This window comes from Rhodococcus sp. SBT000017, from assembly GCF_003688915.1.
In the GTDB taxonomy this organism is placed as follows: domain Bacteria; phylum Actinomycetota; class Actinomycetes; order Mycobacteriales; family Mycobacteriaceae; genus Rhodococcoides.
In genome coordinates, this window is sequence record NZ_REFU01000001.1 from 1,895,945 (window position 1) to 1,908,643 (window position 12,699).

13 protein-coding genes are annotated in these 12,699 nt (G+C 63.6%); 3 read left to right on the plus strand and 10 right to left on the minus strand.

Going from position 1 to position 12,699, the window contains the following annotated elements:
• Positions 1–41 precede the first annotated feature (41 nt).
• From AYK61_RS08470 to AYK61_RS08495, 6 genes are all read right to left on the minus strand, one after another.
• Positions 42–1,307 (minus strand): acyl-CoA dehydrogenase family protein, encoded by a 1,266-nt coding sequence (locus AYK61_RS08470; RefSeq protein WP_121870473.1) that lies wholly within the window; start codon positions 1,305–1,307, stop codon positions 42–44.
• 152 nt (positions 1,308–1,459) lie between these two features.
• On the minus strand, positions 1,460–2,467 hold the full coding sequence (locus AYK61_RS08475) for a helix-turn-helix domain-containing protein (protein ID WP_121870474.1): 1,008 nt from the start codon (positions 2,465–2,467) through the stop codon (positions 1,460–1,462).
• 132 nt (positions 2,468–2,599) lie between these two features.
• Positions 2,600–3,862, minus strand: coding sequence for a gephyrin-like molybdotransferase Glp (gene glp / locus AYK61_RS08480; RefSeq protein WP_121870475.1), 1,263 nt, complete (start codon positions 3,860–3,862; stop codon positions 2,600–2,602).
• Positions 3,859–4,101: a MoaD/ThiS family protein gene (locus AYK61_RS08485; RefSeq protein WP_121870476.1), complete on the minus strand. Its 243-nt coding sequence runs from the start codon at positions 4,099–4,101 to the stop codon at positions 3,859–3,861. The genes glp and AYK61_RS08485 overlap by 4 nt, the downstream gene beginning before the upstream one ends.
• Before the next feature lie 18 nt (positions 4,102–4,119).
• Positions 4,120–5,145 carry a GTP 3',8-cyclase MoaA gene (gene moaA, locus AYK61_RS08490; RefSeq protein ID WP_259467968.1) on the minus strand — a complete coding sequence of 342 codons (1,026 nt, stop codon included), beginning with the start codon at positions 5,143–5,145 and terminating at the stop codon, positions 4,120–4,122.
• Positions 5,142–5,681 carry a molybdenum cofactor biosynthesis protein MoaE gene (locus AYK61_RS08495; protein WP_121870477.1) on the minus strand — a complete coding sequence of 180 codons (540 nt, stop codon included), beginning with the start codon at positions 5,679–5,681 and terminating at the stop codon, positions 5,142–5,144. The genes moaA and AYK61_RS08495 overlap by 4 nt, the downstream gene beginning before the upstream one ends.
• A 262-nt stretch (positions 5,682–5,943) precedes the next feature.
• Here AYK61_RS08495 and AYK61_RS08500 point away from each other — a divergent pair, with 262 nt between their 5' ends.
• Positions 5,944–6,975, plus strand: a complete 1,032-nt coding sequence (locus AYK61_RS08500) for a helix-turn-helix domain-containing protein (protein WP_121870478.1) — start codon at positions 5,944–5,946, stop codon at positions 6,973–6,975.
• Here the strand turns inward: AYK61_RS08500 and AYK61_RS08505 are convergent.
• The 4 genes from AYK61_RS08505 to AYK61_RS08520 all read right to left on the minus strand — a co-directional run bounded on the left by AYK61_RS08505 (position 6,969) and on the right by AYK61_RS08520 (position 11,171).
• Complete coding sequence (locus AYK61_RS08505; RefSeq protein ID WP_220709107.1) at positions 6,969–7,958, minus strand: NAD(P)/FAD-dependent oxidoreductase; 990 nt, start codon at positions 7,956–7,958, stop codon at positions 6,969–6,971. The two genes, AYK61_RS08500 and AYK61_RS08505, sit on opposite strands and share 7 nt — an antisense overlap.
• The gene (gene fdxA / locus AYK61_RS08510; protein WP_121870479.1) at positions 7,955–8,269 is read right to left on the minus strand and encodes a ferredoxin; all 315 of its coding nucleotides are present in this window, start codon (positions 8,267–8,269) and stop codon (positions 7,955–7,957) included. The genes AYK61_RS08505 and fdxA overlap by 4 nt, the downstream gene beginning before the upstream one ends.
• A 33-nt stretch (positions 8,270–8,302) precedes the next feature.
• The gene (locus tag AYK61_RS08515) at positions 8,303–10,480 is read right to left on the minus strand and encodes a molybdopterin-dependent oxidoreductase (protein WP_121870480.1); all 2,178 of its coding nucleotides are present in this window, start codon (positions 10,478–10,480) and stop codon (positions 8,303–8,305) included.
• Positions 10,481–10,604: 124 nt separating this feature from the next.
• Positions 10,605–11,171 carry a TetR/AcrR family transcriptional regulator gene (locus tag AYK61_RS08520; RefSeq protein WP_220709108.1) on the minus strand — a complete coding sequence of 189 codons (567 nt, stop codon included), beginning with the start codon at positions 11,169–11,171 and terminating at the stop codon, positions 10,605–10,607.
• 221 nt (positions 11,172–11,392) lie between these two features.
• Between AYK61_RS08520 and AYK61_RS08525 the strand changes: the two genes are divergently transcribed.
• Entirely contained in the window at positions 11,393–12,226 is an 834-nt protein-coding gene (locus AYK61_RS08525; protein ID WP_121870482.1) for an alpha/beta fold hydrolase, read from the plus strand.
• Between the two features lie 55 nt (positions 12,227–12,281).
• Positions 12,282–12,689 carry an SRPBCC domain-containing protein gene (locus tag AYK61_RS08530; RefSeq protein ID WP_121870483.1) on the plus strand — a complete coding sequence of 136 codons (408 nt, stop codon included), beginning with the start codon at positions 12,282–12,284 and terminating at the stop codon, positions 12,687–12,689.
• The last annotated feature ends 10 nt before the right edge of the window (positions 12,690–12,699 follow it).

The window sequence follows — 12,699 nt, forward strand, 5'->3', positions numbered from 1 at the left end:
GTCAGGATCGATCGGATCCTGACACCACAATCGTCATTGGCCTAAGCGTGTTCGGGTACCGACAGTCGATTCTCTGCTGCGGCAAGTGAATCGAAGCCTTCTGCCTTGAGCAGGTTGTGGACGTTGCGTCGCCGGACGCCCATGTTGCCGCCGTCGTACACCGGGAAGCACAGCACGTCCTCCATGATCGCGGCGATCGGCGTCAGGTTCGTGTACGCGTCGACCCCGACCAGTCGCATCGCATCGTAGACCACCTGCACTGCCGTCTCGGACGCGAATATCTTTGCCTCGTTGGCCAATTCGCGGTCGCGCCCGCCGGTGCGGTCGAAGTGGTCGGCTGCTTTCCAGGCGAAGTAGCGAACGGCCTCGATACGAGTCTTGATGTCGGTCAACATGTATCCGACGTTCTGGTAATCGATGACGGGCACCGGGCCGGACCGATGGTCGGTCTTGGCGAACTCCAGTGAGTAGTCGAAGGCAGCCCGCATCCGCCCCACACAGGCGGCAGCGATGGACGAGCACGTCCACGAGAAAGCAGTAGCGACGATGTCCAACCCGTCACCGGGCCTGCCGATAAGGTTGTCGACGGGCACGCGTACGTCGCGGAATTCCACCCTCGGCGAATTGGTGGCGCGATGTCCGATGGTGTCGATCATGTCGGTGATCTCGACCCCGGGTGTTCCCCGTTCGACGACGATGACCGCAAGCGACTCCGACGGCGGCAGGGCCGGATCGGTGCGGCACACGACGCTGATGAGGTCGGCTCCCTGCCCGTCCCAGCCCGACGCATTGGTGGTGTAGTGCTTGGCGCCGTTGATCACCCACTCGTCGCCCTCGCGGCGAGCGAAGGTCCGAATGCCGACGGTCGGGTCCTCCGAATCGTAGTTCGCCCCGCCGGTCACCTCGGTGTAGGCGATCGCAGCCAATCGGGGTTCGCCGTCGCAGAACGTCGGAAGCCAACGATTCTTCTGCTCCTCGGTACCGAAATTGATGATCGGGTTCAGTCCCAATCCCGTGCCCAGCAATGCAGTCGGAGTGTTGATGTCGACCCGAGCGAGCTCCTCGGCCGCGAGCGCGAAGGTGAGATTGTCGAAGTACGCGCCGCCGTATTCGTCGGGCACGAGTCCTTTGACGAATCCGAGACCGGCCAGCTGCTTGTAGACCGGCTGCAGTGCGTAGAAGCGATCCTCGGGGCGCTGTATGGAGGAAATAGCGGCCGCTACTCCGCTCAGAATGTCGTCCGCCACTTGCCGCGCCTGAATGCGCACGGCCATCTGCTCGGGGCTGAGCTCGAAACTCAGGGTCATGTGAGACTCCTCGATGTCTGTCCTGGTGGGGTGAAGAACGGAATCGGGCGACGCTGCCCTGCACACCATGTTTCACGGCCCGATGCATCCCGGTCTTGTACCTAACTGCACGATCGTCGGTACCGTTCTGCACACTCGGACAGAGCGTTTCGCTAATGCTGCGGCAGTGCCCTGGTCTTCATCGACGCCCGGTATTCGACCGGACTGCATCCGAAGTGCGATCGAAACGACTTGGCCAGGTGCGCCGAATCCGAAAATCCCCACGCTGCAGCGATCGTTCCGATCGATCGATCGTCACGCGAATCGGCAAGCTCACGACGACACGCCTCGACGCGATGCTTACGTACCACAGCACCGAAAGTGGTTCCCGTCCTCTCGAAGAGGGCATGGAGCGTGCGTACCGAGACCCCGACATGGCGGGCCGCATCGGTGGCGGGAACTCGGCCGAAGGGAAGCCGGGACTCGACGTACCGAACGGCGGCGACCCGAAGTGCTTCGTCGGTCTGCAACGAGCATCCGGTGTCCCGTTCAGCCGTCGCTCCCAGCACTGCGCGGAGCAGGTCGACATGGGCAGCACCGATCATCTGTCGTTCAGCGGGATGCAGCGAGGAATCGGTCCGCCAGGTCTCCACCATCAACGAGCTCAGTAGGCGAGCCGAGCCCGATGAGCTCGAAAAGCGCAGAGCCGTGGTCCCCGCCGACGGTCCGACCACGTCTGCCAGCAGTGGTCGTGGCAGCCGAAACGACAGGACCCGCCAGAGTTCGTCGTTGCCGGGCTCGACGAACTCGAGCCGGTACGGGCGTGTCGAGTCGACGATGGCGAACTCACCTCGGGAGACCGTGCACTGCCGCCCGTCCTGAGTGGTCGTACAGTGGCCGTCGAGCTGCAGATTCACGAAGACGACGTCCTCGTCTGCGCGGGCGACCTCGCGCTTTCCGTGATCGATTCGCTGTGTGCAGGAGGCGATCTCCGCTGCGTTGCCACCCCCGATCGCTGCGGAGCGCACCCATCCGGGAAGTCCGGAACGCGACGAGCTGTGTTCGACATGGTCTCTGGATCGCCACGGTGCCAGAGGGGTGAATGCCTGGCAGAGAACATCGGCCCAATAGCTCATCTGATCGGCCGGGCCGAGTCCCCGGGTTGTCCAATATGACGTCATGATGCACTCCGCGCTAGGTTCGAGTGCACACACGGTAAGCCTTGGGCGTAAGCCATCCGAGGCATTTGCGTTACGAAATGCGTGCACTCTCCTCACACCGGCGTGCGGGGCGCGGAGAGGTTCTCCGCGCCCTCAGATGCACGTACCTCGCCGCGTCGACGCGACCGAGTCGAGCAGCAACGCGGGGTACTCGCCCAGCGGACCCAGGCCGCCGTCGGAGGGCGGAATCACGATCAAACAGTTCGCGCGAGCGAGCGCACCGACCGAGTGCGATCGAATGATCGTGGCGTCGTCACCGTCGACGACGCCCAGCATCACCCGGGGTATCGCCGAGGCAGGAGGCGTCTCCCCCTCAGCCCTGACCGTTCTCATCGTTCTTTCCGCCTGCGGGTTTCGCAGTGCCGCAACGACCACCGGTCGGACGAACAATTCGTAGGAGATCAATGCGCTGACCGGATTTCCCGGCAGGCATACGATCGGAGTTTCCTCGAATCGCCCGCACGCCTGCGGCTTTCCCGGTCTCACTGCGACAGAGACGAACTCGACCTCCTGACCCGCGAGTGCGAGCCGAACCACCTCCTCGGTACCGGCGCTGATGCCACCGGTGGTGACGATGACGTCCGCAGCGTCGGCGCACCGGGTCAGTGCCGCCCGACATGCGTCCACGTCGTCGGCCACAGCCGGTTCGAGGTGCACGTCGGCACCGCACCGGGTGAGATCGGCAACGATCATCGCCGCGTTGGAGTCGTGACACTCACCGTTCACGAGTTCGGTCCCGACACCGCGGATCTCCGATCCCGTCGAGAGCAAAGCGACGGTCAGAGAAGATTCGACCCGAACGTGGGTGCGGCCGAGGGCGGCGAGCACGCCGACCTGAGCGGGGGTGACCACCGTTCCCGCCCGGACCGCAACGTCACCGACCTCGAAATCCGACGCCCGGGTGCGAATGTTGCTCTTGGAATCGAGCGAGAAGATGGTGACCTCGTCCGAACCGAAGGACTCGACGAACCCGCTGGTTCGCTCGACCGGGATCACCAGGTCTGCGCCGCACGGCACCACCGACCCGGTCATGATCTGGACGCACTGCCCCGGCAGAACCTCGATCGTTGAGAGCTGCCGACCCGCGACACTGCGCGCGGACACCCTCGACCGGACAGGAAGCAGACCGGGGTCGGCCACATCTGCAGCGCGAATTGCGAATCCATCGACCGCGGAATTGTCGAACGCCGGTAGTGCACGATCGGCAACGATGTCCTCGGCCAACACTCGTCCCACGGCACTGTCGATCGACACCGAGCGAACGCTTGGCGATACACCCAGTCGTTGCACGGCACAACGATATTCGTCGACCGTCCGATACGTAGTCGGACGGATATCGACCTGCGCAGACTTCATCCGCCGGAAATCGGAGGCAGCACGGCGATCTCGTCGATGTCCGAGCAAGGCGAATCCTCGGTGCGCCCCAACGAACGACCGTTGATCCAGATCCGAGACACGGCAAGCACATCCGCGAACGGCGCGCCATACTGCTCGACCGCGGAATCGAGCACCCCTCGGACCGTCGACCCCGGAATGTCTCGCGCCGCCTCACCCGCAATCTGACGGGCCGCTGCGAACATCAGAACTTCGGCCATGGACTTCCCACTCTCCGATCATCCACCGATATAGGACATTTCGATGCGGTCACGCACTGCACCGTCCTTCGTTCCTGCTCGCAGCTCCGAGTAGCGATCGTCTCGACGCAGCCACAGCGCCGACAATTGCGCAACGAGGTCGTCCTGCGAGGCTCCCGATCGCAGCAGAGCCCGGAGATCGGTTCCCGTCGAGGAGAACAAGCAAGTGAACACCTTGCCGTCAGCGGACAACCGCGCACGAGTGCACGCTCCGCAGAACGGTTCCGATACCGAACCGATCACACCGATTTCGCCGCTGCCGTCGAGGTAGCGATACCGCATCGCCACCTCACCGTCGTACTCCGCGTCGACTCTCTCCAGCGGGTGGATCCTTCCGATCGTGTCGACGATCGATTCGACGTCGACGACCTGGGCCAGCTCCCACCTGTTGGTCGCTCCCACATCCATGTATTCGATGAAACGCACCACGATGTCCGTGCCTCGGAACCGTTCGGCAACGGCCAGGATCGACCCGTCGTTCACTCCTCGGCGCACCACGACGTTGACTTTGACCGGCGACATTCCGGCCCGCACGGCCGCGTCGATGCCGTCGAGCACGGTCTGCACAGGGACGCGCGTGTCGCTCATCCGAGCGAAAGTGTCCGGATCCGTGGAATCGAGGCTGACGGTGACGCGGCGCAACCCGGCCGCGACCAGTTCTTCGGCATGCGCAGCAAGCAGCGAACCGTTGGTCGTCATCGCCAGATCGATGTCCTCGATCAAACTCAATCGCTCTATCAACGTGGTGATTCCGGCGCGCAGCAGCGGTTCGCCGCCGGTCAGACGTATCTTGCGAATTCCGATGGTGGCCGCCGCTCGAGCGACTCTGTCGATCTCCTCGAAGGAGAGCAGCCTGCTCGCGTTCAGGAACGAATGATCGGGGCCGAATTCGGCCCGGGGCATGCAGTACACGCAGCGAAAGTTGCACCGATCGGTGACCGAGATCCGTAGATCGCGAAGGGCTCGTCCACGAGTATCGCGAATGCCCGCATCGAGACCGCTCACGAGGAACGTCCGTAGGTGGCGGGCAGCCAGTGCGAGGCCGCTCGCTCGACGCCCTCGATCTGGACGCCGGTCTCGACCCAGGCGCTGATTCCGGCCCGCTGTTCGAGCTTCCACACCGGCACGCACGCTTTGAGGACGTCGATGCAGAACTGCGCGGCCAGGAAGGCCTCGACTCGATGGCCCGAGGACACACAGACCAGCACACTGGCTTCACCGAGCCGAACCGATCCGACCCTGTGCAGCAACGCAATACGTCCGATTCCTGCCCATCGCTCTCGCGCCGCGTCGGCGATCTCGATCAGTCGCACTCGGGCCACCGACTCGTAGGCCTGGTAGTCGATCGACACGACACCCCCTGCGGGACGACCCGATCTTCCCGTCGAATACTCGCGAACCACTCCGGTGAAGGTCACGGCGGCCCCGCACTGCGGCAGTGTCGCCCAGTCGATCGTCGCCTCGACCGACAGAACATCGGCCACCACGGCGACGTACGTCTCGGTCGCGCGCAGTTTCGGTCCGGTCGGTCTTGCGGCCATCGTTCGGACAGTGTCGACTTCGCCCACGGCACACCCCTTTCACCTCATGTGCACCAAGAATTGCCGAACCGGGTGATTCGCAGTTGACCGTCCGTGACGGCTAGTTGATCCGCAGAGACCACGCTGCGTCGGCGTCGCCGAACTTTCCGGCAATGTTACGAACTGCCAATCGAGCCGAAACATTGCGCGTTAACCTCGAACGAAGCCCCTGTATCGCACTGATCGACACGATCACGACGGGCTCCGACGACAAGGGGTTCTCATGCTCTCCAGATCCGGATTCTCCATCCCGGCCAGGACGACCAGCCGCGGAGACTGGTGCGACATGTTGAACGAGCACTTCGTGGCACTCGATGTCGCCGACGTGGCCGATAGCCGATTCACCGGCGCGGTTCGTTCGATGTCGCTTGCGCACCTGCAGGTTTCGAGCGTTCGGTCCACGACACAACGCATCGCTCGTACCGACTCGCTCATCGAGAAGGACCACACCGAGTACGTGCAGATCGGGATGATTCGTCGAGGCCGCGCGATCGTGGTGCAGGACGGCCGCGAATGCGCGCTCTCACGCGGCGACTTCGCCATCTACGACACCTCGCGGCCGTTCGACTGGATCATCGACGGCCATCCCGACGACGACCAGTGGGAGCTCGAAGTCTTCACCTGGCCCCGCCACATGCTTCGACTCGACGACCGCGAATCCAGCGACATGACAGCCATGGCTTTCGACGGGTCGGCCGGCTTCAGCGGCCTCCTCGGACGGTTTCTGCACGACCTGGGGTCGACCCGCTCGACTCTGGGAGCCTCCGGGGCCCAGGCGATAGCCGACGAGGTCGGAGACCTGGTCAGCGTGATCGCCCGCAACACCACCACCAACCCGACGATCGACTCACCCAGTGCAGCACTCGTACGGTCGGCGCAGCGATACATCGACGAACATCTCGCAGACCCCGAGCTCTCGCCCGGCGCAGTCGCTGCGGCGATGCTCGTCTCGACCCGCCAACTCCACCGTGTCTTCGCCGCCAGCGGTACGACGGTTGCCCGCAGCATCCGCGTCAAGCGGCTCGAGCGGTGCCGTCGTGAAATCATCGCCAGCGTGTCGGCCGACCGTTCTCTCGGACAGATCAGTCGACGGTGGGGCTTTGCGGACCTCGCCGTGTTCAGCCGCGCATTCCGTGAGCAATACGGCATGAGCCCCCGCCAGTACCGCACTGCTGCCTGCGCACACTCGGACGACCCACGAGCAGTCACCCGCTCGTGGGCCGAACCGAACCGTACGACCCAATCGGGTCAGTGAATCGAGTCGCTCGAGTGGCCCGGCACGATTGCTGCCGAGCCGTCCACCAGTGGAGCGATGTGATTGACCGCGGTGGCCGCCTCCGCGAAGCCGACCGCGATCAACTTGACCTTGTCTTCGTGTCCGGCAACGTCACCCACCGCGAACACTCGCCTCCGGTTGGTACGCATCGTACGGTCGACGGCGATGTCGCGCTGGTACTTGTCCAACCCCCACGTTGCGATGGGGCCGAGTGCTGCCTTGAATCCCAGTGCGGCAACAACACTCGACACCGCCAGCTGTCGCCGCTCGATTCCGGCACCGTCGACGATCGTCACCGATTCGACGCTGTCCTCGCCCGCGATCTCCTCGACCTCGAACGGAGTGAGGACATCGACGCTCGACCGCTCGAGCAGACCCAGACTGCGGGCGTGAGCTCGAAAATCGTTGCGCCGGTGCACCAGTACGACCGACTTCGCGATCGGTTCCAGACTCAGCGCCCAGTCGACCGCCGAATCACCGCCGCCCACGATCATCACATGCTCGCCGGCCAGATCGTTCAGCCTGGGCACGAAATACCGTAATCCACGGTCGTGGAACTCGGAACCGGTAGGCAGCGGCCTCGGTGTGAACTTCCCGATGCCCGCCGCGACGAGAACGGCCTTTCCGACGACGGTGACGCCCTTGTCGGTCGTGATGCGCACGGAGTCGTCGAACTCCTCGAGTTCGGTGGCCACGTGGCCCATCAGATATTCCGGCTTCGCCTGATCCGCCTGTTCGACCAGTGAATCGACCAGATGTTGCGCCTTGATCGCCGGGAAGCCCGCGACGTCGAATATCTTCTTCTCCGGGTACAGCGCGGCCAGTTGACCACCGGGGTGTGGCAGGGCATCGATGACGGTCACCGTCAAACCTCGAAAGCCCGCGTAGTAGGCACCGTAGAGGCCGGCCGGGCCCGCGCCGACGATGATCAGGTCACATTCGAAAACGGTTGCACCACTCACTTCTTCGCCACTTCGTCGATCGCCGGATGGTCGTGCCCGATCGGACCGAGGTCCTCCGCGCCGCCGGAAGCATCTGCGTCCTCACAGAATTCGACGGCAATGTCGACGAACCTCGTCTGCTCGTCGGGAATCTTGTGTTCCCAGAAGATGGCGTCGTTCGGACAGGCGGGCATGCACTTTCCGCAGTCGACGCACTCGTCGGGATTGATGTACATCATGCGAGCGCCCTCGTAGATGCAATCGACTGGGCATTCTTCGGTGCATGCCTTGTCGAGTAGGTCGATGCACGCTTCGGTGACGACGTAGGCCATGGCGAATCCTCGTTTTCGTAGTGGTGATGATGGTCAGGCGTCGAGTGGTCGAACTTCGACGAGGGTGTCGGAGAACGTCGGGGCGTTGCCGAGGTCTGCGAACACGGTCGGGTTCAGCGAGGCCGGCGTGGACAGCGACAGCATGTTCTTGCGCCACGCGCCCATCGCACAGACCGTGACGCCCTCCATGACCGTCCTGTCCGGCTTGGCAACGACGGTGAACTCTCCACGATCGTTGAAGACCCGCACCACATCTCCCGAGGCGATTCCCCGACGCTCGGCGTCGACGGGATTGATCAGCAACGTCGGCTCCTTCTGCACCTTGCGATGCATGTCGAGATTTCCGAAGCTCGAATTCAGGTAGGCGTGCGACTTGGGCGTCAGCAGGTTGAGCGGATACTTCTGCGCCAGTTCGGGGTTGGTACGCAGCGATTCTCGGGGTGCAATGTAGTGCGGCAGCGGATCCACCGGTTGACCCGGTTGGTGATCGTTCGAGCCTTGCCGGAACAGGGGCAGAACGAAGTTGCCGCCCGCCGCTGCCGAGGACAGGAACTCGGTCTTGCCGGAGGGGGTCCGAAAATTGCCCTCGGCGTGCGGTGCGTACTCGTCGGGGCCGGGCAGATTGAGCCGCTGCCACCCGAGCCGCTTGAGGGACTCGATCGAGATGCCCTCCATGGCCGGGACATTCCAATCGTAGGCGAGGCCGATCAGTTCCTCGTCGGTTCGGGAGAACACCGGTTCGGTGAACCCCATGGCCTTGGCCAATCGCCGAAACAGCTCGGTGTTGGGGACGGCTTCACCCATCGGCTCGATCGAACGGTTGTTGTAGGTGACGAACAGGTGGCCCCACGAGAAATTGATGTCGTCCTGCTCGAGCTGAGTGGTGGCAGGCAGGATGATGTCTGCGTAATCGGCTGTGTCGGTGATGAAATGGTCACTGACGACCGTGAACAGATCCTCGCGGCTGAGCCCGTCGATCATCCGCTTCTGATCGGGGCACACCACCACCGGATTCGAGTTGTAGACCATCAGGCCTTTGAGGGGCGTGTCCAGATTCAGCCCACCGGTCAGCGCTTCCCCGAGTTGGTACAGATTGATCACGCGCGTGCCGGGAGTCTGCAGGTCCGTCTGCAGAAATTCTGGCCAGTTCACCGGAAACGCCCACAGCGGCAGCTGCAGGATCCCGCCGCCCGGCTTACGCCACGCACCCACCAACGACGGAAGACACGAAATGGCCCGAACGCTCTGTCCGCCACCGGCACTGCGCTCGATCGCGACGCCGATACGAATCACGGTCGGCTGACTCTGCGCGTATTCCCTTGCCAGCGTGTAGATGTCTTCGACGGGAATGCCCGTCTCCTCCGATGCCCACTGCGGGGTGTATTGCTGCACGCGCTCGGCCAACTCGTCGAAGCCGATGGTGTGACGTTCGATGTAATCCGCGTCCGTCAACCCTTCGTCGATGATGACGTGCATCATCGCCAGCGCGAGTGCGCCGTCGGTGCCGGGGCGAATGGGGATGTACCAACTCGCAGCCTTCGCGGTTCTGGTCTTGACCGGATCGATCACGACGACCTTGGCACCGCGCTTCTTCGCCTCGGCCACATACGGCCACAGGTGCAGATTGGTGCTCATGATGTTCGACGCCCAGATCAGGATGAACTTGGAATGGACGAAGCTCTCGGGGTCGACGCCCGCCGTGTCGCCGACCGTCATCGCGTAGGCAGTGCACGAGCCGGCGTCGCAGTAGGTGCGCTCGGCGACCGTTGCGCCGAGTCGGTTGAAGAATGCATCCCCGACGTTGAGCCCCTGCGTGATTCCCTGGGTGCCGAGGTAGTTGCACGGCATGATCGCTTCCGGGCCGAATTCCTCGGCGATGGCGGTGAACTTCTCCGCGATGGTGGCAACGGCCTCGTCCCACGAGATTCGCTCGAAGCGGCCGGAGCCCTTCGGTCCGGATCGTTTGAGCGGGTAGAGAACTCGATCGGGGCTGTAAACCTTGTCCAGGTAGTTGTCCACCTTCACGCACAGTCCACCGTTGGTGTACGGGTTGGTCTTGCTGCCGCTGACGCTGGTCGCCACACCGTCCGCGACCGTGACCACCATCGAGCAGGAATCCGGACAGTCCTGGCCGCAGGCTCCGAGAACCGTGAGCTCCGTGGGGCGGTCGGTGGGAGCGTCGTCTGGGCGCGTGTCTTCCTGAACGGTCATGGGTGCTCCTCGGCATGGATATCACTGGTGTGTGCTATCCGAAGCCTGCACCTCGCGAACGCTCCGAACAGGACGCGGAGCGCCGTCTACTTTGCGCTCTGCGCCCGCGCGAGGGGTGCTCGCATCAACCCGACTCGGCCTCCGGGCGGGGCTTGGTGTCCGCCCATCGAGTCAGAGCGATGACGAACCCGTCGACGAGACGCTCGAAGCTTCGATCGATGTCTGCACTCATGGCAAACGCTCCTGCCGTTTCGTAGGAGACGAATCCGTGCAGGGTGGATCGGAACGCCCGGATCGCATCGATCGCATCGTCGCCTTCGAGGCGGTACGCGGTCAGTACGTCGGCGATGACACCGATGGCGGCCATCGATACCGACTCGTCCTCGCTGTCGCCCGGGGCGGGCATCAGATTCGACGCCTCGTACCGGGCCGGATGCTCGAGCGCCCAGGCGCGGTAGGCCCGCGACATGGCGGAAATGCTCTCTGCTCCCGAACGACCTACTGCCGCTCGCGCGAGCACTTCGCCGAGTTCGCGCTTGGCGTTGACGGCGATGTCGCGGTGCAGGCCTGCCATCGAGTCGATGTGTTTGTACAAGGAGGGCTGCCGCACGCCGAGTCGGTCCGCCAGTGCTGCCAAGGTGAGCTTGCCGAGACCGACGTGATCGGCCATCACCGCCGCTTCCTCTGCCACGCGTGTACGCGTCAGACCTGCCCTAGGCACGGGACACCGACCACGCGCAGGTGCTGATGCAGAAATCGAACGTCGAGCAGTAGTTTCTCACCGGGCTATGGCTACTCCAGTTTTTGGCTAGCGTCAATAGCCTGCCGTTCATCGGCCCTCGTCAGCAACCGGATTCCCTGAATCCGGTTTGGCTATTGTCAATAGCTAATTGGCATGTAATAGTAGCTTTTATGACTTCCTCAACACCGCATCCCACCCCGTCGACCCAGTACATTTCCCGCCCGGAGGGACGTATCGCCTACGACCTTCAGGGCGACGGACCCCTTCTCGTCCTCGTTCCCGGTATGGGCGACCTGCGCTCCTCCTACCGCTTCCTGACGCCCGCCCTCGTCGCAGCCGGGTACTCGGTGGCAACCACCGATCTACGTGGCCACGGCGACAGCGACACCACGTTCATCGCATACGGCGATGCCGAGACTGCGGGCGATGTGCACGCGCTGATCACCCACCTCGGCGGATCGGCGGTCATCGTCGGGAACTCGCTGGCCGCGGGAGCAGCGGTGATCGTGGCCGCTGATCATCCCCACCAGGTCGACGGGTTGGTGCTGGTCGGACCGTACGTACGTAACCCACCCTCGAATGTGTTCACGCGGGCCATGTTTCACACGATGATGGCCCCGCTGTGGGTTGCCGTGATGTGGAAGTCCTACATGCCCACCCTCTACGCGGGACGCAAGCCCGACGACTTCGACGACTACCGCACCGCCGTCGTGACCAGCCTGAAACGCAAGCCGTACGGCAAGGCGTTCTCGGAAACGACACGTCAGACCGATCACGCGGTTGCCGAGGCCCGACTCGGTGAGGTTGCCGCGCCCGTCGTGGTGATCATGGGAGAACTCGACCCGGACTTCAAGGATCCCGCGGCCGAGGCCCACTGGATCGCCGACACGCTCCATGGCGAGGCCGTCATGGTCGCCGAAGCCGGCCACTACCCGCAGGCGCAGCAACCCGATGTGACCGCCCACGCCGTGCTCGAATTTCTCACCGCCGTACACAGCGCCTGACTCCCACCCGAACCTTCACGAACGGACACATCATGGGCATCGTGCTCACTTCTCCATCGACATTGCCGCCACCCCCGAGCAAGTCTGGGACGTGCTCTCCGACTTCGATTCCTACGGCCAGTGGAGCAACTTCTCCCGCGTGAGCGGAACAGCGACGAAGGGCACCCGGCTCTCCATTCGCATGCCTGGCATGTCCTTTCGGCCGTTCGTGACCGCGGCCGTTCCGAATCAAGAGCTCGAGTGGTCGGCGACGATCGCCTCCGAACGCTTCTTCGTCGGTCGACACACCTTCACCCTGATCCCGAACGAGGACGGAACCACCCGACTGAACAACGTCGAAACCTTCTCCGGTGTCTCCGTACGGCCGTTCCGGCGACTGTTCACAAGCAAAGAGGACGACGGCTACGCCTCGTTCAATCGAGCACTGAAGCAGCGGGTCGAGACGCGACCGGCCTCGGCATGAGTCCGTCGTT